At 62.4% G+C, this 21,168-nt stretch carries 18 protein-coding genes; 6 read left to right on the top strand and 12 right to left on the bottom strand.

Translation table 11 applies throughout. The features are described from left to right. The 6 genes from ACZM96_RS04755 to ACZM96_RS04780 all read left to right on the top strand — a co-directional run. Positions 1-1,325, top strand: a 1,325-nt coding sequence (locus tag ACZM96_RS04755) for an ABC transporter ATP-binding protein (protein ID WP_489487711.1), incomplete at its 5' end; no start/stop codon positions are given. Beyond that, the gene (gene hutX, locus ACZM96_RS04760) at positions 1,322-1,840 is read left to right on the top strand and encodes a heme utilization cystosolic carrier protein HutX (RefSeq protein WP_489487712.1); all 519 of its coding nucleotides are present in this window, start codon (positions 1,322-1,324) and stop codon (positions 1,838-1,840) included. The genes ACZM96_RS04755 and hutX, both read left to right, overlap by 4 nt. 97 nt (positions 1,841-1,937) lie before the next feature. Next, positions 1,938-2,450: a flavodoxin family protein gene (locus ACZM96_RS04765; protein WP_489487713.1), complete on the top strand. Its 513-nt coding sequence runs from the start codon at positions 1,938-1,940 to the stop codon at positions 2,448-2,450. Between the two features lie 128 nt (positions 2,451-2,578). Next, the gene (locus ACZM96_RS04770) at positions 2,579-3,208 is read left to right on the top strand and encodes a MotA/TolQ/ExbB proton channel family protein (protein ID WP_489487714.1); all 630 of its coding nucleotides are present in this window, start codon (positions 2,579-2,581) and stop codon (positions 3,206-3,208) included. Continuing rightward, a complete protein-coding gene (locus ACZM96_RS04775; protein WP_489487715.1) occupies positions 3,198-3,593 on the top strand; it encodes an ExbD/TolR family protein in 396 nt (131 codons plus the stop codon). Before ACZM96_RS04770 ends, ACZM96_RS04775 begins: the two co-directional genes overlap by 11 nt. A gap of 16 nt (positions 3,594-3,609) precedes the next feature. Then, positions 3,610-4,524, top strand: coding sequence for an energy transducer TonB (locus tag ACZM96_RS04780; RefSeq protein WP_489487716.1), 915 nt, complete (start codon positions 3,610-3,612; stop codon positions 4,522-4,524). A gap of 173 nt (positions 4,525-4,697) precedes the next feature. Here ACZM96_RS04780 and ACZM96_RS04785 read toward each other — a convergent pair whose 3' ends face one another. The 12 genes from ACZM96_RS04785 to ACZM96_RS04840 all read right to left on the bottom strand — a co-directional run bounded on the left by ACZM96_RS04785 (position 4,698) and on the right by ACZM96_RS04840 (position 20,797). Further along, positions 4,698-5,255 carry a metal-dependent transcriptional regulator gene (locus ACZM96_RS04785; RefSeq protein ID WP_294483958.1) on the bottom strand — a complete coding sequence of 186 codons (558 nt, stop codon included), beginning with the start codon at positions 5,253-5,255 and terminating at the stop codon, positions 4,698-4,700. A gap of 15 nt (positions 5,256-5,270) precedes the next feature. Then, positions 5,271-6,665 carry an MATE family efflux transporter gene (locus ACZM96_RS04790; RefSeq protein WP_489487717.1) on the bottom strand — a complete coding sequence of 465 codons (1,395 nt, stop codon included), beginning with the start codon at positions 6,663-6,665 and terminating at the stop codon, positions 5,271-5,273. Between the two features lie 90 nt (positions 6,666-6,755). Beyond that, positions 6,756-8,165, bottom strand: a complete 1,410-nt coding sequence (locus ACZM96_RS04795) for a replication-associated recombination protein A (protein WP_489487718.1) — start codon at positions 8,163-8,165, stop codon at positions 6,756-6,758. Positions 8,166-8,371: 206 nt separating this feature from the next. After that, entirely contained in the window at positions 8,372-10,060 is a 1,689-nt protein-coding gene (locus ACZM96_RS04800; RefSeq protein ID WP_489487719.1) for an L-lactate permease, read from the bottom strand. Between the two features lie 315 nt (positions 10,061-10,375). Continuing rightward, on the bottom strand, positions 10,376-12,526 hold the full coding sequence (ldhH, locus tag ACZM96_RS04805) for an L-lactate dehydrogenase (quinone) large subunit LdhH (protein WP_489487720.1): 2,151 nt from the start codon (positions 12,524-12,526) through the stop codon (positions 10,376-10,378). A gap of 3 nt (positions 12,527-12,529) precedes the next feature. Further along, positions 12,530-13,156, bottom strand: coding sequence for a lactate utilization protein (locus ACZM96_RS04810; protein WP_294483949.1), 627 nt, complete (start codon positions 13,154-13,156; stop codon positions 12,530-12,532). An 82-nt stretch (positions 13,157-13,238) separates the two neighbouring features. After that, positions 13,239-14,549: a (Fe-S)-binding protein gene (locus ACZM96_RS04815; RefSeq protein ID WP_489487721.1), complete on the bottom strand. Its 1,311-nt coding sequence runs from the start codon at positions 14,547-14,549 to the stop codon at positions 13,239-13,241. A 2-nt stretch (positions 14,550-14,551) separates the two neighbouring features. Next, positions 14,552-15,937 (bottom strand): FAD-binding oxidoreductase, encoded by a 1,386-nt coding sequence (locus tag ACZM96_RS04820; RefSeq protein ID WP_294483945.1) that lies wholly within the window; start codon positions 15,935-15,937, stop codon positions 14,552-14,554. 589 nt (positions 15,938-16,526) lie between these two features. Continuing rightward, complete coding sequence (locus tag ACZM96_RS04825) at positions 16,527-17,009, bottom strand: hypothetical protein (RefSeq protein ID WP_489487722.1); 483 nt, start codon at positions 17,007-17,009, stop codon at positions 16,527-16,529. 172 nt (positions 17,010-17,181) lie between these two features. Then, the gene (locus ACZM96_RS04830; RefSeq protein ID WP_489487723.1) at positions 17,182-18,477 is read right to left on the bottom strand and encodes an amidohydrolase; all 1,296 of its coding nucleotides are present in this window, start codon (positions 18,475-18,477) and stop codon (positions 17,182-17,184) included. Between the two features lie 110 nt (positions 18,478-18,587). Then, on the bottom strand, positions 18,588-19,502 hold the full coding sequence (locus ACZM96_RS04835; RefSeq protein WP_489487724.1) for a DUF2333 family protein: 915 nt from the start codon (positions 19,500-19,502) through the stop codon (positions 18,588-18,590). Between the two features lie 218 nt (positions 19,503-19,720). After that, entirely contained in the window at positions 19,721-20,797 is a 1,077-nt protein-coding gene (locus ACZM96_RS04840) for a M24 family metallopeptidase (protein WP_489487725.1), read from the bottom strand. Positions 20,798-21,168: the final 371 nt, after the last annotated feature.

A 21,168-nucleotide genomic window follows, 5' to 3' on the forward strand; every position in this document is an offset into this window, starting at 1 on the left:
CCAACGGCCTGTGTCCCGGCTGCTTCCGGGGCGAGATGAAGGGGCGGGTGCTGGTGAACGGCCGCAGCACCGGCGAGACGCCCGTCCGGGAGATTTCCCGCAGCGTGGGCACGCTTTTTCAGGACCCGGAACAGCAGTTTTTTGCGCTCGGCGTGGAGGATGAGCTGGCCTTCGTTCACGAATGGCGGGGCCTGCCCGCCGAAGCGACCCGGGAAAAGGTGCGGCGCGCGGCGGAATCCTTCGGCCTTTGCGGCGTGCTGCATCAGGCCGTGCACGAGCTTTCCGAGGGGCAGAAGCAGAAGGTGGGGCTTGCCTCCATACTTTCCCAGGAGCCGAAGGCCCTTGCGCTCGACGAGCCCACGGCCAATCTTGATCCCGAATCCACGGCGGAGCTGGCGCGGAAGCTGCGCACGCTCAAGGAAAGCGGCATGGCCGTGCTGGTGGTCGATCATCGTCTCTACTGGCTCGAAGGCGTGGCCGACCGCGTGCTGATCATGAAGAACGGCGAGATCTGCGCCATGGGCAACTTCGCCCTGCTTGAGGATGAAGGGCTTCGGCGCGGCTGCGGCCTGCGCGAGTGCCGCGTGGAGGACATGCGCGCCCTGCTGCCGGAAGAGCCCGCGCCCGCCGACGCCGGACTGCGCGCGGAGGGGCTTTCCTTTGCCTACCGGGGGAGCAGGCCTCTGTTTGACGGCGCGTCCTTTTCTCTCGGGCCCGGCGTCACGGCCGTCATCGGCGACAACGGCGCGGGCAAGACCACGCTGGCCCGTCTGCTGACGGGGCTGAACAAGGCGCAGTCGGGGCGCTTTTTCCTGCACGGCCGGGAACTTTCTTCCGGGGAGCTTCTGCGCCGGGCGAGCATCGTGCTGCAGAACGCCGATCATCAGCTGCACATGAGAACCGTGGCCGAGGAGATTGCCGTCAGTCTTCGCCTTGCCGAACGGCAACGGCGCGCATCCGGCGTCGGGGAAGCCAAGAGGAAAGCCGCGGCGTCGGAACTTCTGGAACTTTTCGGACTTTCCGCGCTGGCCGAAAGGCATCCGCAGTCGCTCTCCGGCGGGGAAAAGCAGCGCCTTGTCATTGCCTGCGCCCTGGCCAAGAAACCCGAGGTGCTCATTCTCGACGAGCCGACCAGCGGCCTTGACGGCGGCAACATGCAGCGCATTGCCCGGGCGCTGGACGCGCTTGCGGAAGAGGGCGTCTGCGTGCTGGTGATTACCCACGATCTTGAACTTATGAAACGTTCTTGTTCGCGCGCGCTTCGTCTGCCGCTTTGCCCTTCCGGGGAAGCGGCGCGCGCCGGTCAGGCAAAGGAGGCGCTATGAAGGACGAGCGCGCATCATCGAATCTGGCCGCGAGCGTGGCGGCCGCCCTTGAACAGCGGAAGCCGTGGATGCTTTCCTCGCTGGCCGGGATGTTCAACGTCACGGAAAAGCAGGCGGCGCAGGCGCTGCCCGAAGGCATGTGCGCCTTTGCCCCCGGCGGGGATTTCGCCGGCATATGGGAGGCGCTCGGCGAGTGGGAAAAGGCGACGTTCATCGTGCAGCACGAAGGGCACGTGTTTGAAGTTTCCGGGCGCATTCCCGCGGGCTCGCCGGGGAACGGATACTGCAATCTTGCCGCAGGCGAAGCCCTCGGCGGGCACATCAGGGCCGATCTCATTGCGGACATCGCCTTTCTTTCCCTGCCCTTCATGGGTCTGGAGAGCCATTCCGTGCAGTTTTTCGACGGGCGGGGAAGCGTGGCGTTTGCCGTGTACGCGGGGCGGGAGCATCACCGTATTCTGCCTTCGGTGCGCGCGTCGTTCCTTGCGCTTCGCCGGAGAATGACCGGCGTGTGACCGCCGTTTGGGAGCGCGGTTTTTGCGTCCGGCGTCGCTGCACGCAGCGGCCGAGCGGCGTCAATGTTTGAAAATGAAAACTATTGTCAGGAGAAAGATGATGAAAACGCTTGTGGTGTATTCCTCGCGAACCGGCAACACGAAAAAGGTGGCTCAGGCCATGGCCGAGGTCATGCCCGGATGCGAACTTCTTCCTGTGGAGAAAGCGCCTTCGTCCCTGGAGCAGTACGACGTGACGGCCGTGGGCTACTGGGTGGACAGGGGCATGCCCGACGCCGCAACCCGCGCCTGGCTCGAAGGCGTGCGCAATGCCAGACTGGCCTTTTTCGGCACGCTGGGCGCGTGGCCCGATTCCGAGCACGCGAGGGAGTGCATGGCGCGCGGCGAAGCGCTGGCGCTGGAGCCTGCGCGCGGCAACGTCGTGCTCGGTTCCTGGCTCTGTCAGGGAAGGGTTGATCCGAAGGTGCTGGAAATCATGGCCCGCATGGCGGGCGACGTGCATCCCATGACCGAGGAGCGGAAGGCGCGCATTGCGGAGGCGGCCAGACATCCCGACGACGAGGACTGCCGCCGCGCGCAGGCGTTCATCCGCCGTTTTCTGGAGCGGTAGCGTTTTTCCGCTCCGGAGGCGGGGCGGAACGGAAGCAACATTCAACAAGGCCGCGAAGCTGCGGGGCGGGGCCGGACGCCTGAGCCGGACGCGTTTCCCGCAGGCTTCGGTCAGGGAAGGACAAGGAGATGAACTGGTCGGAAATATACGACGCCATCGGCCCGGCGGGCGTGGTGCTTGCGGCGGTGGCGTGCGCGGGCGTGTACCTTGCCATCAAAAGCTACGCGTTTTTGTTTTTTGTCTGGAGGGATTTTCGCCGCACCTTTCCCGAACTGGAGAACGAGGAGCGGAGCGGAGAGTGCATGAGCTACGAGGGCGACAATCCGCTCATCTGCATCGTGCGCGACATCGTGCAGACGCATTCCGGCCATTCGGAAGACATCCGGGCGGAAATCGCCTATCTCTTCCACCGCAATTTCGAGCAGCTCACCCGCGAGATATGCTATTTGCGGCTCATTTCCGTGCTGTCGCCGCTTCTGGGACTGCTCGGCACCATTCTCGGCATGGTCACGGTGTTTCAGACCATCGGGGAAAACGCTGCGCCCGACACGGCCATGCTGGCCAACGGCATATGGGAGGCGCTCATAACCACCATCATGGGGCTGTGCGTGGCCATACCCGCGCTCATGGTCTATTATTTTCTGATGCTGCGCTTCAAGGGCTTTCACATCGAGGTGGTGGAATACAGCTATCGGGCGCTGGACTTCTGCCAGAAGCGAAAGGGCGGCAGGCCCCGCGGAGAAGAAGATGATGTTTAATTTCGGTCTGGACGACGAGCCGAGCATTGATCTGACGCCGCTCATCGACACCATTTTCATGCTGCTCATTTTTTTCATCATGACGACCACCTTCAGCCGCCCCGTGCTGGACATACTGCTTCCGGCCTCAGGCGAGGCCGAGGCGTCCGACAACAGGCGCGAGCAGGTGATTTCCATCAAAGCCGACGGCACGCTGCACTACGAAGGCCGCCGGATAGAAAAGGACGAGCTTGACGCCGTGCTTTCGGAGCGTCCGGAAGCGCTGCTCAATCTGCACGTGGATCAAAAGGCGCCGTTCGAAGCTTTTGTGAGTGTGGTGGACCGGGCTAAGGTGAAGAAGGGAGGCCATTTTGTCATCAGCACCAGACCGGCGGAAGGCCGGTAGATCAGGGACCTGTCCTTTGCGGTCGCCCTTCGGCGCAACGCAGCTGCGCCGCAGTCGCCATGTGGCGGCCGCGGGCATGTGCGGCGTGATGTCGTTCACCATGCTGAGCGTGTTTTCGCTGCTGGCGGAACAGACGCTGACGCTGCCCATCTCTGGCGGCGGCGCAGCCGGAACACAGTTTTCGCTGCTGGCGGAACAGACGCTGACGCTGCCCCCGGTGCAGGCTGGCGGAACGGCTCTCGTGCATGCGCAGTTTCGGACGCTTGCTCCGGCTCCTGCTCCGCAGACGGAAGTGAAAAGGCTGCTGGCCGAGGACTCGCCGTTTGAGATTCCTGAACCGGCAGCGCCGGAAAAGAAGGTGGAACCTGAGGTTGCGCCTGAACCGAAGGTTGCGGCTGCGCCGAAGCCTGAACCGAAGCCGGAGGCGAAGATTGAGCCGAAGCCGGAAAGAAAGCCGAAGCCTGCGCCTGCACGAAAGCCAGCAAAGGCCGAAGCGGTGAAAACGCCGCGGCCGAAGGCGGCGCAGCCGGAAACGACCGACACGGACGCTGCGGCGCGGGGGGCTTTCGGCGCGCCGGGAACTGCGCTGGTGCCGGGAAAGGCGGCGGCGTCCATGCCCGGAGCGGCAGGCAGCGTCAAGTCCGAGCCGGACAAAAGCGCGGCGCTTGCCGTGCTGCTTCAGGCCGTGGAGCGGCACAAGCAGTATCCGCGGCAGGGGCGTCGCTCCGGCGCGGAGGGCACGTGCCGACTTCTGGTGCATGTGGCGTCGGACGGGCGCGTGAGCGCGTGCTCGCTGTCGGAAGGTTCGGGAAAAGCCGTGCTCGACGCCGCGGCAAAGCGGCTGGGCGAAAAGCTGGTGGGGCTTTCCGTGGCGCAGACGGGCGGATTTCAGGTGCTGATTCCGGTGCATTACCGCCTGACGGACGGGTAGCGCTGATTGCGCGGCAAGGCTGGGCCGAGCCTTGCCGAGGCCTGCGTCGAGCCGGGCCGATCTGATCCGTCGCCCCGCAGGGCATGAGCGGCGCGTCAGCCTGAGGCTGCCCCTCCATGCCGCGGAAAGGGAGGCGTTGCGGCGTCGATGCGCCGCGACCGGCAGAAACGCGCCTACCGGTATTTTCGGGCAAGCTCTCTGGCTTCTTCCTGATTGTCGAGCGCGCCCATGTTGTGAAAGGTCTCGTTCATGGCTCCGACCAGCGAGGCGCGTTCTTTGCGGTAGTCTTCCTGCCAGTTCTTCCAGAAGTCCCGGCCGCGCAGGTAGAGCACGAACTGTCCCCAGCGGCGGATGACGTCCGGCGGCACCACGTGTTCGAGCTCGCAGGCCACGGCGTCGGCCTCGGATTCCTCAATCTGCAGCACCTGAAGGAAAAATTCCCGGAAAATGATGTGCCGGTGCGCAATGTCGCGCCCGATGCCGCGTCCTGCTTCCGTGAGATGAATGAGTCCGTAGGGCTGGTAGTCCACAAGGCCCAGCGACTTGAGCACCTTGAGCATGGTGGTCACGGTGGAACGGCTCACCCCGGCGGCGTCGGCTATGGCGCTCACGCGTGCCGCGCCCTCGCGGGCTTCTTCCAGAAATATGATTTCAAGATAGTTTTCCAGCGCGGGAGAAAGCGCTTTGTGTTCCGTCGGCGCGGACGGCGGACTGTTGAGCTGTTCCGGCATGGCTCCTCCGTGTTTTCAGGCAGTTTGACGTTTCCGCAGGCCGTATTCAAGCCATTTCTTTCCGTGAAAGATGCGCAGCGTCCAGAGAAAGGCCGCCGTTTGCGTGGCCGCTCCGGCGGCGTACACGCCGCCTGCGCCCAGATGAAGGCCGAGTCCCATGACCAGGGAAAGGGGAATGCCTACAACCCAGCATGTGGCGGCCCCGACCCGGCAGGACAGAATGGTGGCTCCCGCGCCGGAGAAAAGCGCGTTCATCATGCCCGTCATGCCCGTGAGCGGCACGTAGAGGCAGGCGAAGAACAGAAACAGCGAGGCCTGTTCCAGCACGGCGGCGTTGTCGGAAAAAAGCGCCGCCGCCTGATCCCTCAGTAGCCAGAGCGCAAGCGAAGGCGGCACGAGCGCGAGCCCGAGCCTGAGCACGGCACGGCGTCCGAACAGGTACAGTCCGGTTCTCTCTCCGCTTCCCAGAAGATGCCCGCTCACGATGACCATGGACATGTGCAGCGCGCCCAGCGGAAACAGCAGCATGGCGTGAACGCGTCCGCCCACGCTCATGCCGGCCAGGGCGTCGATGCTGTTGGGCAGAAGGCCGACGATGGCAAGCGTGGTCAGGCTGCCGAGATGGGTGATGATCTGCCCTGCCGCGGCGGGCATGCCCACCCGGAAAAGATACGGCATGGCGCGCCGGTTCCAGCGCCACGGCGCAAAGGTGCGGCGATGAAGAAGGCCGTAGCGGGCCGCCAGCGCCAGATTGCTCAAAAGCCCGAGCACGGCGCAGGCAAAGGTGGTCCAGGCTATGCCCGCCGCGCCGAAGGCCGGAAGGGAAAAGCGTCCGAGCCCGAAGCCAAGATCGCCGAACAGGTTGGTCAGCGTCATGAAGAGAATCGTGAGCAGCGGAAAGAGCACCTTCTTGTAGGCCCGGAAAATGGAATTCACCATGACGAGCACGTAGTAGAAGGGAAGCTGGCAGCAGTAGGCGGTGAAGAAGACGGAGAGCACGGGCCGCAAATCGTCGGAAATGCCCATGAGATGAAAAATCACCGGTCGGCAGAGCAGGGCGAGGGCGGCCACCAGCGTGCCCATGCCCGCGGAAAGCATAATGATGAGCCCGGCGTAGCGATTGGCGCGGAGCGGAAGTCCCGCGCCGAGCGACTGGCTTACCGTGGCCATGCAGCCGCTCGCCACGAGAGAGGTGAGCAGCATGAGCAGGGAGAATATCTGCGCCACCACGCCGATGGAGGCCTGTGCTTCCGGACTGATTTTTCCCGCCGTCCACACGTCGGTCATGGAAATGGCCAGATGGCAGAACATGAGACCCATCTGCGGAAGCGTGAGTCGGATAAGTTCGGAGCGCGACGGCAGTTTGCCTTTCGGCGTCATCCGGTTGTCGGCGCAAGGCGGCGTGGGCAAGAAAAACTCCCTGGCTGAAGGTGCGGCGGCTTTGTTCAGGCTAGGGGCAATGGTATGATTTGTCAAATAAAGTTTTACGCATAAAACTTTTTATGAGTCTTCCGACGAAGAAGCGTCCTCGCTGCGTTTTTTGCTCCTTGTTCTGCGCGCGCCGCTTTTTGCTTCCGCCGTTGCGGGCGGATCCGCCTCGTGGGCCTTCTTCCATGCCTTGATGTTCTCCAGGCGCTGCCGGCAGCGCGCCTCCAGTCCCTGATCGGTGGGCGCGTAGTAGGTTCTGCCGAGCAGGGAGTCGGGCAGGCAGTGCATGTTCGTCAGCTTTTCTTCGGCGAGATGCGCATATTGATAGCCCTTGCCGTAGTCGAGTTCCTTCATGAGTTTTGTGGGGGCGTTGCGAAGCTGCAGCGGCACGGGCTCATCCAGCATGGAGAGCGCATCCTTTTTTGCCCGGGTGTAGGCCACATAGAGGCTGTTGGATTTCGGCGCAAGGGAAAGGTACACCACGGCCTGCGTGAGATGCACGGAGCATTCCGGCATGCCGATGAGGTGACAGGCCTGATAGGCGGAGATGGCGGCGTCCAGCGCGTGGGGATCGGCCAGGCCCACGTCTTCGCTGGCAAAGCGGGCGACGCGCCTCGCGATGTAGAGCGGATCTTCACCGGCTTCCAGCATGCGGGCGAGCCAGTACACGGCGGCGTCCGGATCGGAGTTGCGCATGGACTTGTGCAGCGCGGAAATCAGATTGTAGTGTTCCTCGCCCTTCTTGTCGTAGAGCAGAGACTTGCGGGAGGTGCAGGCCTCCAGCGTGTCCTTGGTGATGTTGACCACGCCGTTTTCGGTTTCGGCGTTGAGCACGAGCATTTCCAGCGTGGAGAGGGCGGAGCGGGCGTCGCCGTTGGAAAACGCGGCGATGACGTCCAGCATGTCGGGCGGCATGTCGATGGTCTGACGGCCGAATCCTCTGGGATCGTGCAGGGCGCGCCTGAGCAGGGCCTTCATGTCTTCTTCGGAGAGCGGATGCAGCACGAACACCTTGCAGCGGGAAAGAAGCGCGCCGTTCACTTCAAAGGACGGATTTTCCGTGGTCGCGCCGATGAGCACGATGCTGCCCTTCTCCACGAAGGGCAGAAAGGCGTCCTGCTGGGCCTTGTTGAAGCGGTGTATTTCGTCCACGAAGAGCATGGTGCGCCTTCCGTACTGCCTGTCTTTTTCGGCCTGCTGCATGACGGCGCGTATTTCCCTGATGCCGCTGGTGACGGCGGAAAAGTCGATGAAGTTCGATTTCGTGTGTCCGGCGATGATGCGGGCCAGCGTGGTTTTGCCCACGCCCGGAGGCCCCCAGAAGATCATGGAGGAAATCTGATCGGCTTCTATGAGTTTGCGCAGCACCTTGCCCTTGCCGAGAAGATGTTCCTGACCGAAAAACTCCTCCAGCGTGCGCGGGCGCAGACGGGCGGCCAGCGGCTGGGAGGCGTCGGTATCAAAAAAGGAATGCTGTTCCATGCGTTCTCCTGACGGACGGGCGTCGACGGGCTCGGTGCGGCGCACGGCCTGTGCGACGCGGACGGCGTTTTGAGCTGCGGGACGGCATGCGTCTCTGCATTTGCGGCAATGGTACTCCCGGCGCTTCGGGGAGAAAAGAGCGGAAGCGCCGCCGGATGCAAAAAAGGCCGCCCGAAGGCGGCCTTTTTGCGTAAAGCGGAGCGAGCCTACATGAGGATGAAGGCTACGATGCCGACGGCGATGCCGTAGAGGATGAAGGGAATGACCGTGCGGCGCAGGATGTCGCCTTCCTTGCCGATGAGGCCGAGCACGGCGCAGGCAGCCACGATGTTGTGGATGCAGATCATGTTGCCCATGGCGCCGCCGACGCCCTGAGCGGCCACGATGATGAAGTGCTGGGGCACGGTGTAGCCGAGGGTTCTGGCCATATCCCACTGGAAGTTGGCGAAGAGCATGTCGGACACGGTGTTGGAGCCGGTGATGAACGCGCCGAGGCCGCCGACGTAGGAGGCGAGGGCAGGCCATGCGCCGCCGGCGAGGTCGGCGAGGCACTGGGCCAGGGCCATGGGCATGGAGACGTGGTTGGTGGCTTCGCTGACGCCCGTGCCCTTGAAGATGGACACGAGAGCCACGGCGGCGAGCAGGGAGATGGTGGGGGCCTTCATCTTGGCGAAGGCGGTGGACCAGGCCTTGCTGACCTTGTTGCTGCCGATTTCATCGTTGCGCAGCATGCCGTGCAGGAAGATGGTGATGATGGAAACGAGGATGAAGGGAATGGTTCCGGGCAGGTTCATGATGGCGATGTAGGAGGTCACGCCTTCCTGACCGAGAATGTTGGAAGCGCCGATGTTGAACATGGGGTCGGTGACCAGGCCCTTCAGATGGAAGGCGGGCACGCGGGTGAGCACGAGGATGAGACCGCAGAGCACGTAGGGGAGCCAGGCCATGAACTGGCTCATGTGTTCCCTGTATTCGGTCACGTCGGAAGGCTTGATTTCGCCGATCCAGGAAGGATCCCACTTGTCGTTGGAATCGAAGTCCCAGGTGCCTTCGGGCACGCAGATGCCCTTCTGGGTGAGCTTCACGAGCACGCCGAGGCCGATGATGCCGCCGAGCAGGGAGGGCAGTTCGGGACCGACGGCCCAGGCGAGGATGAAGTAGGGCACGCCGAAGCAGACGGATGCGAGCAGGCAGTACTTCCAGGCGGCGAAGCCTTCGCTCCAGGACTTGTTCTTGCCGTAGTAGCGGGTCATGAAGCCCAGCAGGAAGATGGGCAGGATGAAGAGCATGGGCAGGTGCATGAGGGTGACGTATTCGCCGATGGTCTTGTACACCACGGCGGGATCGCCCACGCCGAGGGCGGTCATGGCGAGACTTTCAATGGACTTGAAGCCCTGGAGCACGGGGGTGCCCACGGCGCCGAAGGTCACGGGAATGCTGTTGAAGGCGAGGCAGATGACGGCGGCGCAGAGGGGCGGGAAGCCGAGACCGAGCAGCAGCGGAGCGGCAAGAGCGGCGGGGGTGCCGAAGCCGGCCGCGCCTTCGATGAAGGCGGCGAACATGAAGCCGATGATGATGGTCTGCACGCGGCGGTCGGGGCTGATTTTCTTCATGCCGGCCTGGATGGTTTCCATGGCGCCGCTGTAGGTGAGCGTGTAGTAGATGAGCAGAGCACCGAAGACGATGATGAGCACGCCTGCGGCGGTGATGAAGCCTTCGAGGGTGAGAGCTATCACCCGGACGATGGGCAGCTGCCATACGATGATGGCGAGAACGGCGCCCGTGGCCCATGCCAGAGGCATGGCGCGCATGGACGACCAGCGCAGGCCGACCATGAGAACCAGCGCCACCAGAAGCGGTGCAACGGCGAACAATGCCAGCAGTTCAATGTTCATAGTGCTCTCCTCTATCTGTAAGAAGGTAAACGGGATTATGCAGGAAAAAAGCGTGATGCCTGGGACCTGACAGCGTAATTTTGCGGCTCCGAAGGAGCGGAAAAAGGGTGATTTGGATGCAAAGACGGAAGCCGCGCCGCGATGAACGCAGGCGGCCGCGACGCAATCCGTCGTCGGGAATATTTTTGTTGGGTTTCCGCGCGGGGCGTTCCGACGAAAGGGGGTTCTTGGCTCCGCGCTGCGGAGGGAAGTTTCGTTCGGAGTCCGGCGGGGAAGAAGGCCCCGTCCCGGGGGGACGGGGCCTCGATTGCAGTTTTACTTCATGTGACGGGCGAGCAGTTCGGAGAGATGCTCGACCTTGATGGGAGAATCATTGGCCGTAGCCACGCCGCGGATCTGCATGACGCAGCCGGGGCAGTCGGTGACCACGAGGGACGCGCCGGACTCTTCGCTGTTCTTCAGCTTCTTCTTGCCGATTTCGGCGGAGAGTTCGGGGAACTTCACGGAGAAGGTGCCGCCGAAGCCGCAGCACACGTCTTCTTCGGCTGCGGGCTTGTAGTCGGCAACCATCTTGATGAGCGCGCGGGGTTCTTCGGTGATGCCCATGTTGCGCATGTGGCAGGGCGAATGGTAGGTCACCTTTTCATCCGACTTCACGAAGTCGTCTTCACGCAGTCCGAGCTTGTTGTACACGAACGAGGTGAAGTCCATGACCTTGGAGGCGAAGATGTCGGTGCGGTAGTGGTCGGGGGTGTCCTTCAGCAGGTCGGGATAGGCGTGCTTGAGGTGACCGGCGCAGGACGCGCACAGGGTGATGATGGCGTCGTACTTGCCGGGCTCGAAGGCGTTCACGTTCTGCGAGCTCACCTGCAGGCTGGTTTCGCGCTGGCCCATCATTTCGAGGGGCAGACCGCAGCAGGTCTGCTTGAGGGGGAACTCCACATGCACGCCGTGTCTGTTGAGCAGGCGCACGGCGGCCACGAGCTGCTCGGGATAGACGAAGTCCTGCGCGCAGCCGGAGAAGATGGCCACGCGGAACTTGGGCTGGGCCGGGTTGTTCACCACGCTCTTGAAGAGCTGGCGGAACGACTTGGGAGCCAGCGCGGGCAGCTGACGGAAGCTCTGATCGCCGCCCATGAGCACGGCGGGCAGATGACGGATGAACTTGCCGCCCTTCACGGTGAGGGGCTTCTGCGAGAACTTGATGAACTTGAGCAGGCTGTGGAAGCGGTCGCGGTCCTTCATGACCATGCTCATCACGGAACCGGCGGCGCTGTTGCCGTCGGCCTTGACGAGGCGGGAACGGATTTCCATGGTGATGCGCGGCAGATCAATGCCGGCGGAGCACACGTTCTTGCAGGATTCGCAGCCTATGCAGTTCTGAACCAGGGCGCGGGCCTTGTCTGCGCCGTGATACAGATAGGTGAGCGCGAGGCCCACGGCGCCGATGTACACGTAGCCCATCTTGTGGCCGCCGATGAGACGGTACACGGGGCAGACGTTGGCGCAGGCGCCGCAGCGCACGCAGCGCAGGATGTCCTTGAAGGCGGGATCCTGAGCGATCTTGAGACGACCGTTGTCGAGGAAGACGATGTGCATTTCCTTGCGGCCGTCGGGACCGGTGGCGCATTCGTTGGCGCCGGCAATCCAGGTGATGTAGGAGGTGATGGCCTGCGCAGTGGCATTTCTGGGCAGCACCTGCAGCACCTTGAGGGCGTCGGCAACGGTGGGAATGAGCTTTTCAAGACCGGCGAGCACCACATGCACGCGGGGCATGGTGGTCACGAGGCGCAGGTTGCCTTCGTTGGTCACGGTGCCGATGAGGCCGGCTTCGGCCACGGCGAAGTTGGCGCCGGAAATGCCCATGTCGGCCTTCACGTATTCGCCGCGCAGTTCCTTGCGGGCCACCTTCACGAGCTTCTGAATGTCTTCCCTGTCCTGCTGAACGTGGGTCACGTCGGTGAACAGGTCGGCCACCTGATAGCGCGAAAGGTGAATGGCGGGCATGACCATGTGGGAAGGCCCTTCATGGCGCAGCTGAATGATCCATTCGCCGAGGTCGGTTTCCACCACGCGGCAGCCTTCCTTTTCGAGGGCGTCGTTGAGGTGGATTTCTTCCGCCGTCATGGACTTGGACTTGATGATGTTGTGGCAGTTGTTTTCCTTGGCGATCTTGGCAATGATGCGGTTCGCTTCGGCGCCGGTGGAGGCGAGGTGCACGTGCACGCCGCGCTTTTCAGCTTCGGCCTTGAACTGGGCGAACAGCTCCATCATGTGCTGAGCGGCATTGTCCTTGATGTCGGCCACTTCCTTGATGAGACCGTCCACGTCCATGCCCGAAAAAATGCGGGTGCGGTTGGCCTTGTATTCGACGGCGAACTTGTCCAGCGTGGCGCGGAGGAACTTGTCGTCCAGCGCTTCCTGAATCTGACCGTGGTATTCCTTCATGTCTTTGGCGTCAGCCATAATTTAGTCCTCCAGCAGCACGATGTGAAGTTCGAGGGGGCCGTGCACGCCGAGGGCGCCCACGCGTTCAATGTCCGCCGTGCGGCTGGGGCCGGTGATGAAGGCCGTGTAGGACGCGCCGCCGCGGTTCACGAGGTCGAGCAGAAGATCGTTGGCGTCTTCAATCTTGTTGAGCAGGGTGGACTTGCGCACCAGCATGATGGAAACTTCGGCCACCATGGTGCCGAGACGAACTTCTTCGCGGTTGGAATTGACCACGCAGGTGACGGTGTCGGCCACGAGGCCGTCGGCCCAGGTGATGCTGGTGTCGAAGCCGCCCATGTGATCGCGCAGACCGGAACGGAGCAGATGGATGTCGGTTCCGGCGGCCTTTTCTTCCAGAACGGCGTATTCTTCGTCGGACAGTCCGGGAGCGGCGATAAAGCGGTCAAGAAGGGTGGGGAAGCCGTTTTCGCTCGCGGGGCCGTACTGTTCGCCTTCCACGGGCAGAAGCATTTCGCAGTGACGCTTCTTTTCAGTCACGTCCACGGCGTACTGCATGGCGTCCGCAAAGTCCTTGGCCTCGTAGAGAGTCACAGGAACAGAGGGAGCCTTGGCTTTCACCACTTCAACGAGTTGATCCTGAGTCATTGTTACTCCTTAGGCAGTTTCCGCCTGAATGTGCGGTAAAGACGGGAAGAGCGGCTCTTGGGGGCCGCTCTCCCCGATAATGTCAGTCGGGCAGCGTTTCCGCGTAGATTTCAATGGGATGCTTGACCTGCACCTCATCCTTGTTCTGCGAGAGCATGTCGGAAATCTGCAGCATGCAGGCGGGGCAGCCGGTGGCCACCACGGAAGCGCCGGAACGCACGATGTTGTCGCGCTTGCGCTGACCGATTTGTTTCGACAGGTCGTAGTGGAACAGGGTGAAGCTGCCGCCGCAGCCGCAGCAGCGGTCGGCCTCGGCCATTTCCACGAGCTCGTAGTTGGGGTTCATGCGGATGAGCTTGCGGGGCTGTTCGGACACGCCGACGCTCTTCTTCAGGTGGCAGGAATCGTGGAAGGTCACGCGGGTGACCTCGCCGGGATGCCGTTCGCCGGGTTCCATCTGATCCACGTGGAGCACGTCCACGAGGAAGGCGTTGATGTCCATGACGCGTTCGGCCACGGCGCGCACGGTCTTCTGCTGATCGGGCGAGAATTCCTGAATGAAGTAGGGCCACCATTCCTTGAGCGTGGCGGTGCAGGAGCCGCAGGGCGTGACCACGTAGTTGATGCCGCCGCCCACGAGTTCCCGGCCGATGACTTCAAGGTTTTTCTGGGTTTCCATGACGAAGCCCTTGCGGTCGCCGGAAGCGAGAGCGGGAATGCCGCAGCAGGTGAGCTTGGAAGGCATGACCACGCCCACGCCGTGATGCTTGAGCACCTTGAGGCAGGCTTCGCCGAGCTGGGTGTAGTACTTGTCGGCCATGCAGCCGGCGAAGAAGAGCACCTTGATGCCGATCTGACCTTCGGTGTGCAGGTCGCCGTACTTGGCGTGCAGGGACTTGGCGGGCAGCTTGGCGATGTGGCGCGAGCCCACGAGCTTGCTCAGAAGGGGCATGTCGTAGGTCTTGGCGCCCTGCTGACGCATGACCAGGCCCTGGAAGGGCGCGGCGGTGCGCATGGCGGCGCTGAACAGCTGCGGATGGGTGAGCAGTTCGCGGAAGACGAACTTCTTGATGGGGTTCAGACCGCGGTAGTCCACGAGGGCCTGACGGGCCTCGACGAAGATTTCCATGATGGACACGCCGGAGGGGCAGTTGGCCTGGCAGGAACCGCACAGAAGGCAGCGGTTGAGGCGTTCCTCCACGGCGTCGGGGTCCTGAATCATCTTATGGGCGAGGTTGTCGAGCAGCGCAAGCTTGCCGCGGGTCACGTCGCCTTCCTTGTGAGTGACGCCGAACACCGGGCAGACAGCCTGGCACAGACCGCAGCGCATGCAGTCGGCCAGCTTGTCGTCCAGCTTCATCAATGTCTTGGCAAGACGGGAGATATCGCTCATGACTACATCCCCGTGATCTTGCAGGCGTTGAACAGGCCCTTGGGGTCAATGGCGCGGCGCATGCGCTGGGAGAAGAGAATGGTGCCCTTGCTGGTTTCCTTTTCCATCCACTTGGCCTTGGCCGTGCCGATGCCGTGCTCGCCGGACAGAGTGCCGCCGAGCTTGAGGGCCACGTCGAAGATTTCATCGACGGCGGCTTCCACGCGGGAGAATTCTTCCTTGTCGCGCTTGTCGCACAGGATGGTGGGATGCAGGTTGCCGTCGCCGGCGTGACCGAAGGTACCCATGTCCACCTTGTACTTGGCGGCGATTTCATTGAGATTCTTGATCATGGCAGGAATCTTGGAACGGGGCACGGTGGCGTCTTCCAGCACGCAGGTGGGACGGGCGCGGGCAAGCGCGGGCAGGGCGTTGCGGCGGGCGGCCCACAGCTTGTTCTTTTCTTCGGCGTCCTTGGGCAGATGAATGCCGGTGGCGTTGCACTTCTTGAGCACTTCTTCCACGATGGCAGCTTCGTCGGCCACCTGACCGGGATGACCGTCCACTTCAATGAGGAGCATGGCGGCGGCGTCCACGGGCAGGCCGATCTTCTGGTCGGCTTCCACGTACTTCAGCGTGGCCTGATCGAGCAGTTCCAGGGTGCAGGGCACGACGTGGGCGGCGATCATGGCGGCCACGGCGTCGGCGGCGTCCTGCACGTCGGCGAATTCGGCGGTGATGGCGCGGGAGGCGCGGGGCGGCGGAACCAGCTTGAGAATGGCCTTGCTGATGACGCCCATGGTGCCTTCGGATCCGACCATGAGACCGGCGAGGTTGAAGCCGGTCACGCACTTCACGGTGCGGGAGCCGGTTTTCACCAGATTGCCTTCATAGTCATAGAATTCCAGGCCCATGACGTAGTCCTTGGTGACGCCGTACTTGAGACCGCGCAGGCCGCCGGCGTTTTCGGCGATGTTGCCGGCCAGCGTGGACACGGACATGGAACCCGGATCGGGCGGATAGAAGAGGCCCTTCGCTTCCACGGCGGCGGCGAACTGGGCGGTGACCACGCCGGGCTGCACCACGGCGTACAGATCTTCGGTGTTGATTTCGAGGATCTTCTGGAGGCTGTTGGTGAGGATGACGGCGCTGTCCACGGTGTCCGGCACGGTGCCGCCGGAAAGGTTGGAGCCTGCGCCGCGCACGGTGATGGCAAGACCCGCCTCATAGCACAGACGGACGACTTCGCCGATCTGTTCCGTCTGCGTGGGACGAAGAACCAGCGCCGGCACCTTGGGAGGCAGCACGGCGCTGTCGTAGGAATAACACTGCCTGTCGGCTTCGCTGGTGAACACGTTTTCAGCGCCCAGCAGAGCACTCAGGTCTTTGACGAGATTGGGACTAATCATGACATACCCTCCCCGAAGGGTTATAAAAGTCAACGGACTAGATATAATTTTTACGCTACTAAGATAAAGGGAAAACCCCAACTAAGGCAAGGGGTTTTTGATATTAAAGACGAATCTTTTTCGTGTAGTTTTTTTCTCAAGACAACGTCATGAAAAAGATGTGATACCCCTTTGATATTATAAAAAATAAAAATTGCACAAAGTACTTCTTCACTGTGAACGAAAAAAATTGAGGAGAAAAAATCAGAAAAGTGATTTTTGCCGGCTCCGGCGGAAAGTTCATTGTGAACAGGCTTTTCCGGCACGTTGTGTTGCACGGAATTACCGCAAGTTCCTGCTTTTTATTCGCAAGCGACAGGTTGTGACCTTTCACCTCGCGCGGTGCATGGGGCATTTGCAGTCGAAAGGGGCGGAATTTTGTCGCAATGCATGTTTGCCGGTCGTATCGGAGCGTTGTCGTCGCTTGAGGATCAGAGAAAAGCCGGCGTCCGTCGCGAAGGGCGTCGGATCGTCGGCTTTCGGAATCTTTGCCGTCCGCGCAGATCAATGCCGAAACGGCGTTTTTTCTGCGCAGGGGCATTGTTGCGGATCAGAATGAGGCGGGGAAGAGTTTTGCATCGGCAGACTTGAAGTTTTTGTTCAAAAAGTCCTTGCCGGGTTTGGTGTCGGTGCCGACGATGGTGATGACGCTGCCGAGCTTGCCGTTGGAGGTGAAGTAGCTGACCCCCCTGGCCTGCTGCTGGGAGAATTCGCCGACATAGGAGTCGCCGGAAGCGACGGGCTCGGAAACGGTGAAGCCGCCAGATTTCATGTTGTTGAGCGTCTGGACGGCAAGATCCTTGGCGGGAAGCGGCGCCGGCGTAACGGTCACGCTCACTGCGCCCTTGCCGTCGGGATACTGCACGATGGCGACCACTGCGCCGTTGGCGCTCTGCACGGGCTTGGGCATGGTCCAGCCGTCGGAGAGGGCAAGCGTGAAGTAATCGGTCTTCACGTCCTCGGCGACGGCGACGGAGGCGAGAAGAAAGACGCTGACGAGACCGGTGACCAGACAGGACAGAAATTTTTTCATGCTCTCTCCTTGAATGTTTGCGCGGCGTCATGCTGTCGCGCAGGGATGACGGAACTTCTCTTCGGAACGCGCGTACGAAGAAACACTATGGCAAAAATATGCTGTTTTTCCCCGTCGAGTCAATCTGTTCCGAAATCGGGACGCCTGGGACGCCCCTGCATCGTCAAGGCGTTTACGCCCTGTCGAGGGCGAGCGTCACGCGTGCCAGAAGTTCCACGGAAGGCGAAAGCACGTCTTCGTTGAAGTCGAAGTCCGGGGCGTGATGTCCTGCGGCAAGGCGGCTTCCCAGCATGAGGTAGGCGGCGTCGCCGCCCTGCTGCTGCACGGCTGCCATGTGAACGCAGGCGTCGTCGCTGCCGAAGCCGGGCGCGGAATCCCGGATGAGTTTCTCGTGGAACCAGGGCACGGCGCGGGCCGCCTCGCGGACGACGCGTCGCAGCGAATCGTCGCTGTCTGCGCTGTCGGAGCCGCCCATGAGACGGACGGTGCAGGATTGTTCGTACATGGCGGCCGTGTGTTCGATGATGGTGCGGCAGTGCTCGAACATGTAGTTGTTGACGGCCGTGGTGGCTCCGCGCGTTTCGCAGACCATGCGCGCGTGATCGGGAATGATGTTGCGTCCGCTTCCGGCTTCGAGCATGCCCACGGTGATGCGCGAGTCGCCCTGACCGTGGCGGGGCAGCGCGTGCATGTTGAGGGCGGCGCTTGCCGCGGCGAGCAGCGAGTTGGCGCCCTTTTCCGGTTCGGCACCGGCGTGGGCGGCCCGGCCGCGGAATTCCACGTCGAACTTCGTGGTGGCGAGAAAGCCGCGGGCTCCGCACACGAGGGCGTGATCCTGATCGGCCCACATGCCGATGTGTGCGGCCAGAAAATGCCGCGCACCGTTCAGCCATCCGGCGGCGGCCATGGCGCGCGCTCCGCGGCAGCCTTCCTCGCCGGGCTGAAAGAGCAGGCGCACGTTGTGTGTCAGCTCGGCGCGCAGAGGTGCGAGGGCGGCGGCGAGCCCCAGACCGACGGCCATGTGTCCGTCGTGTCCGCAGGCGTGGCAGAGGCCGTCGTGGAGCGAGGCGAATCCTTCCTTCGCCGGACGGTGCTTGGGCGACGCGCTTTCCTGCACGCTCACGGCGTCGATGTCGAAGCGCAGCACGGTGCCGGGGGGCAGGTCGGGGCGCAGATCGACCACGAGGCCGGTCGTGCCGTTCATGCGCTCAAGCCACGCGCGCGACGCGCCTTCGGCTTCGGCCCTCTGCAGCGCTTCGCGCATGACTTCCGGCGAAGGCACGCCCATGCGGGCCTCGGGAGCGGTGACGGACGAGCCCGCCACGGGCGAAAGTCCGAAGCCTGTCAGCTCTTCGGCCAGGCGGGCGGTGGTCCAGAATTCGGCCATGCCGGTTTCGGGGTGCTGATGGAACAGTCGGCGCAGGGCCGCGAGTCTTTCCTGAGAGAGGGGGGAATGATGTTCTGTCATGGCGGATGCGCCTGCGGAAAAAAGGGGAAGGAACGCGTTCCTTCCCCTGTGGTTGACGGGCGGGTGCGGGAGCAATCTCCCGCGCCGAAATGACGGCGGACACCGGAAAATCAGATTCTCAGGCTGTCGCGGATGTCGGTGAGTCTGTTGCGGGCGAAGAGCAGGTAGGAAATGATGAGCTCGCCCGAGTTGAACGACGAAGTGATGTACATGGGATCGTAATTGCAGATGAGGTCCATGTAGCGCATGGCCTCGGCCATGTTCTGTTCGTTGTTCTTGGTGCCTATTTCGGGGTAGAGTTCATACATGGTCTTGAGGTAGTCGCGCACCACCAGAATGACGCCCTGCGCTTCGTAGATGCGGTTGTCCAGCGTGTAGAAGGGCAGGTCCTGACTGTCGTTGAGCAGGCCGAGCGCGTAGCCGAACACCGTTTCGCCCAGAATGAGATTGAAGGCGGAATAAATGTCGTCGGTGCGGCAGTTGTACACGGCCTTGCCTGCCAGCAGATCCTTCTTGTACTGCTCGGTCATGGAAAGGGCCTTCTTGAAGGAGCCTTCGGCCGAGGGAATGAAGAGCATGCCCCAGCGCTTGGGGCTGATGGCAAAGTAGTTGAGGCGGGCGTTGTAGAGCAGATCGTTTTCACGGTCGTTGTTGCCGAGCTTGGCGATGACCGTGGAATAGTGGTCGAAGAGCATCTTGGTGGCCACGTAGGTGCCGAACTGACGATAGGCGCGGTTGTCCATGATCCAGCGGTTGAACAGAATGTCGTTGGCCGTCCAGCCGAAGGTGGAGGAGAGTTCCGCGTCCATGCGGTGGGTGAGGGAGGAAAGGAGCGCGGCGCCCTTTTCCTGATCCGTCATGTTGTCCTTGATTTCCGCCTGATAGACGGGGAATTTCACGGGATCAATGAGGGTGTAGAGCTTCTGCGAGCCCCACACCGCGAACAGAATGCCGACAAACAGCAGAACCTGAATGCCGAGAGTCTTAGCTACAATGATGAAATGCCGCTTTTCGGGGTGAATCATGCGAGTCTCCTGAAGAGTGGGGGTGTTGCCTTGGAAGAGGGCAGGGGACGCTTCTCTCCGGCAAGGAAAAGATAATCATGCGCCCGGAATCGTCCAGAGCGTCGCAGCCCGGCAGGCGCGGCGTTCCTTCCCTGGAGCTGACGCCCTTCCGCAAAACGGACGGCGTTTTTCGCCGCGGGGAGCGACGCCGGGCCGCTCGTTGCCTTTGCCTGCGGGGCTTAGAACACCCGGCAGCCGTCTTCGGTAATCACGGCCATGTATTCCCAGCGGGCTCCGCCCCAGCCGGGGAAGTAGAGGCCGGGTTCGATGGTCACGATCATGCCGGGCTGAAGCGGTTTCGTGCTTGTGGGGCTGAGGCGCGGCCCTTCGTGGGTTTCCAGGCCCACGCCGTGCCCCAGAGAGTGGGTGAAGTACTGATCCATGCCGCAGGAGGCAAAGTAGTCCACGGCAATCTGATGCACCTCCCTGCCCGTTGCGCCGGGACGCAGCGCGGCAATGGCGCGCCGCTGGGCTTCCTGCACACGGTCGAGCATTTCCGTGAAGCGCGGAGAGGGCTTGTCGCCTATCCAGCAGGTACGGGTCTGGTCGGAGCAGTAGCGGTTCAGGCGGCAGCCTTCGTCCACGAGCACCATGCAGTTTTCCGTGAACACGGAAGGAGTTTCCGGGGCGTAGTGGGGAAGCGCCGCGTTGGCGTTCATGGCCACGATGGAGGGGAAGCTCAGTTCCGAAGCGCCGTGTTCGCGATAGTATTTTTCAATGGCCCAGGCCGCGCCCGCTTCGTCCTGACCGGGAACCAGCACGGAAGGCAGCCATTCGAGCATTTTGTGATTGAGCGCCACGGATTCGGCGATGAGGCGGATTTCCTCGTCGTCCTTGACTTCGCGCAGCTGTTCCACCAGACCGTCGGCGGCCTTGAGCGAGAGTCCGGGTTCGAGGCGCTGCACGTAGCTCCACGCGAGGTGTTCGGCTTCCATGCCGACCACGCCGGTGCCGCACAGGTTCTTGAGCAGACCGTTGAGCGCTTCGGAGGACGCGCCGCGGTAGATGAACACCCTCTCCCTGTCCCAGAGCTGGGCCGCGGCCTCTTCATAGCGGGAGTCGGTGCAGAGCCAGTCCTTGCCGTCCTTCATGACGATGAGGCAGCCCGAGCTTTCGTTGCACTGGCAGTCGTGCAGCTCGAAGCCGGAGAGATAGAAGCGGTTGGCGGGCTGACTGACGATGAGCGCGTCGAGCCCTTCTTCATGCATGAGGCGGCGCAGTTTTTCCCGGCGGGCCTCAAAGGTTTCCTTGTTCATGTTGTCCTCGTTTGTTGCGCCTGTTCGGCGCGGAAAAAAGGAGCGCGCTCCGCGCTGGGGGAAACGCCGGAGCGCAGGTCTCGCCGTCCGCAAAAGAGGGGCGCGAAACCTGTGTTCCTTTCCGGGAAGATAAGGCTTTTTCCGCTAAAAGCCAATGTGTTCTGCGCGAAACGGAAGAAGTGCGGGAGCGTTTTTGCGCGTCGTCCTGTTCCGGGGTGCGGCAAGGAGCGGGGGAAGGACGGGAGCGGAGAAGGACGGGCACGGACGGAAAAAACGGCGGGGAAGGCAGAAGCGTGCCGGGCGCAGGCCTCCGCATGTGCGCAGCCATGAAGCAGCAGGGGCGTTCCGAGCGCGCCGGGTGCAGGTTTTTT

It is taken from the genome of Mailhella sp., assembly GCF_057866825.1.

What these genes read in the sequence shown, in the direction of transcription:
- ACZM96_RS04830 (WP_489487723.1), bottom strand. Translation starts at nt 18,477, where the DNA reads ATGACAGAACATCATTCCCCCCTCTCTCAGGAAAGACTCGCGGCCCTG.
- ldhH (WP_489487720.1), bottom strand. Translation starts at nt 12,526, where the DNA reads ATGGCTGACGCCAAAGACATGAAGGAATACCACGGTCAGATTCAGGAA.
- ACZM96_RS04810 (WP_294483949.1), bottom strand. Translation starts at nt 13,156, where the DNA reads ATGACTCAGGATCAACTCGTTGAAGTGGTGAAAGCCAAGGCTCCCTCT.
- ACZM96_RS04770 (WP_489487714.1), top strand. Translation starts at nt 2,579, where the DNA reads ATGAACTGGTCGGAAATATACGACGCCATCGGCCCGGCGGGCGTGGTG.
- ACZM96_RS04815 (WP_489487721.1), bottom strand. Translation starts at nt 14,549, where the DNA reads ATGAGCGATATCTCCCGTCTTGCCAAGACATTGATGAAGCTGGACGAC.
- ACZM96_RS04825 (WP_489487722.1), bottom strand. Translation starts at nt 17,009, where the DNA reads ATGAAAAAATTTCTGTCCTGTCTGGTCACCGGTCTCGTCAGCGTCTTT.
- ACZM96_RS04820 (WP_294483945.1), bottom strand. Translation starts at nt 15,937, where the DNA reads ATGATTAGTCCCAATCTCGTCAAAGACCTGAGTGCTCTGCTGGGCGCT.
- ACZM96_RS04775 (WP_489487715.1), top strand. Translation starts at nt 3,198, where the DNA reads ATGATGTTTAATTTCGGTCTGGACGACGAGCCGAGCATTGATCTGACG.
- ACZM96_RS04835 (WP_489487724.1), bottom strand. Translation starts at nt 19,502, where the DNA reads ATGATTCACCCCGAAAAGCGGCATTTCATCATTGTAGCTAAGACTCTC.
- hutX (WP_489487712.1), top strand. Translation starts at nt 1,322, where the DNA reads ATGAAGGACGAGCGCGCATCATCGAATCTGGCCGCGAGCGTGGCGGCC.
- ACZM96_RS04765 (WP_489487713.1), top strand. Translation starts at nt 1,938, where the DNA reads ATGATGAAAACGCTTGTGGTGTATTCCTCGCGAACCGGCAACACGAAA.
- ACZM96_RS04785 (WP_294483958.1), bottom strand. Translation starts at nt 5,255, where the DNA reads ATGCCGGAACAGCTCAACAGTCCGCCGTCCGCGCCGACGGAACACAAA.
- ACZM96_RS04840 (WP_489487725.1), bottom strand. Translation starts at nt 20,797, where the DNA reads ATGAACAAGGAAACCTTTGAGGCCCGCCGGGAAAAACTGCGCCGCCTC.
- ACZM96_RS04795 (WP_489487718.1), bottom strand. Translation starts at nt 8,165, where the DNA reads ATGGAACAGCATTCCTTTTTTGATACCGACGCCTCCCAGCCGCTGGCC.
- ACZM96_RS04800 (WP_489487719.1), bottom strand. Translation starts at nt 10,060, where the DNA reads ATGAACATTGAACTGCTGGCATTGTTCGCCGTTGCACCGCTTCTGGTG.